At 68.1% G+C, this 2,257-nt stretch carries 2 protein-coding genes; both read left to right on the forward strand.

Features of this window, described 5'->3' with window-relative positions:
• A partial coding sequence (locus tag VF542_RS11555) for an ABC transporter substrate-binding protein (RefSeq protein ID WP_408651856.1) occupies positions 1-1,303 on the forward strand: 1,303 nt, incomplete at its 5' end.
• Between the two features lie 6 nt (positions 1,304-1,309).
• On the forward strand, positions 1,310-2,257 hold a 948-nt coding region (locus VF542_RS11560; RefSeq protein ID WP_408651857.1), incomplete at its 3' end, for a carbohydrate ABC transporter permease.

The following is a 2,257-nucleotide window of genomic DNA, read 5'->3' on the forward strand; positions in this document are numbered from 1 at the left end:
CGCGGCCGTTCTGGTCGCGGCCCTCGCGGCCTGCGGCGGTGGCGACGACGAGAGCGGCGGCGGCAGCGGCACCGGCAAGACGCTCAACGTACTGATCGCCGCGAACACCCAATATCCCGAAGAGTTCCAGGCCTGGCAGAAGTCGATCAGCGACAAGTTCAAGGCGCAGACCGGTGCCACCGTCAAGTTCGAGACGTTCGCGAGCGCCCAGGACGAGCTGACGAAGATCCAGACCTCGGTCGTGTCGGGCCAGGGTCCCCACGTCTACGCGGTCGGCACCACGTTCACCCCCACCGCCTTCTCGACAGGCGCCTTCGTCAAGCTGGACGAGGAGGCGTGGCAGAAGGTCGGCGGCAAGAACAGGTTCGTGCCGGCGACGCTGGGCATCTCCGGCCCGGACGAGAACAACCAGGTCGGCATCCCGTGGGTCAGCCGGCCGTTCGTCATGGCATACAACACCGAGCTGCTCAAGGCGGCCGGCATCAGCAAGCCGGCGACCACGTGGGACGAGCTCACCGAGCAGGCCAAGAAGCTCACGAAGGGCGGCCAGTACGGCCTCGCGGTGGGCTACAAGGACAACTTCGACCCGTGGAAGTTCATCTGGGGCATGTCCATCCAGGCGGGCAACAAGCTGGTGGACGGCAAGACCGCCAAGCTCCAGGACCCGACCGTCAAGAAGGCGTACCAGACCTACTTCGGATGGGTCAGCACCGACAAGGTCGTCGACCCGGCCGCCATCGGCTGGTCGAACACGCAGGCGCTCGCGGCGTTCGCCAAGGGCAAGACCGGCTACTTCGCGCTGACCACCCCGACGGCGATCAATTCCCTCGACCAGGGGGCGGTCAAGGGGAAGTGGTCCTTCGCGCTGCTGCCGACCGTGCCTCCGGGGGCCAGCAGCCGCCCGGCGAACGGGGTCGAGGCGGCCAGCATCCTGTCCGGTGACAACCTCGTCGTGGCCGACTACTCCAAGAACAAGGACCTGGCGCTCCAGCTCGTGAAGCTGATCACGGAGAAGGACAACCAGCTCGAGTACTACAAGAAGTTCGGCAGCATGCCGGCGAACGCCGAGGCGCTGCAGACGTTGACGTCGGACAAGAGGCTCGCGGTGGTGGCCGAGGCGGCCAAGAAGTCGGTGGCGACCCCGTTCACCGGTGCCTGGGGCGACATCCAGCTGGCACTGACCAACGTGGCGGTGCAGTCCCTCCCCGAGCTCGCCTCGGGGGGCGTCAACGATGCTCAGCTCGACGCCCGGCTGGCGACGGCGCAGAAGGCCGCCCAATCGGCACTGGCCCGGGCGAAGTAGCCCGCGATGACCGACGACGGCACCACCACCACGCGATCCCCCCGGCGCGGCTCGGCGGCCCCTGCGGCCGCCGGGCCGGGCCCGGCCATCCCCCCGCAGAGCCGGCGGGAGCGGCGCCGCCGCGGTGTCACCGAACGGCAGCGGCCGCTCTGGATGCTCATCCCCGGCGGCTTGCTGATGACGCTGATCGTCGTCATCCCGCTGCTGCTGGCGATCTACATCTCGCTGATCGACCTCGACCAGTACACGCTGCGCCGGTGGCTGGAGGCGAGTTTCATCGGCCTCCAGAACTACTCCGAGGCGTTCTCGTCCGGCCTGCCGCATGCCATCTGGATCAGCGTCTCGTTCGCCGTGATCTCCACCATCGGGACCGTTCCGTTCGGCGTGGCCGCCGCGGTGGCCACCCAGAACCGGTTCCGCGGCCGCGGCCTCGTCCGGGCGGTGTTCCTCATCCCGTACGTGCTGCCGTCGTTCGTGGTGGCCTCGGTCTGGCGGACGATGCTGCAGCCCGACGGCATCGTCAACCAGCTGCTGGCCGATGTCGGCATCAAGGGCGGGCTGTGGCTGTCGGGCCCGAAGTCCTACTGGACGCTCATCCTCGTCGAGATCTGGGCGGCCTGGCCGTTCATCTACCTCATGTCCCTGAGCGCGCTGCAGAGCGTGGACCACGAGGTCCAGGAGGCCGCCGCCATGGACGGGGCGAAGTGGTGGCCGAAGCTGCGCTACGTGATCCTGCCCTACCTGCGTGGCCCGGTGCTGCTGGCGTGCCTGCTGGCCACGCTCAGCCACATCAACAACTTCACGCTGCCGTTCGTCCTGTTCGGGGCGCCCCCGCCGGACGCCGTCAACGTGATGCCGATGATCGTCTACGTCACGAGCTTCCAGAGCCTGCGGTTCGGTCTCAGCGCTGCGATGGCGATCGTCTCGCTCCTGCTCATCGCGATCCCCCTGTTC

The sequence above is a fragment of the Jatrophihabitans sp. genome, from assembly GCF_036389215.1.
GTDB lineage: Bacteria > Actinomycetota > Actinomycetes > Mycobacteriales > Jatrophihabitantaceae > Jatrophihabitans_A.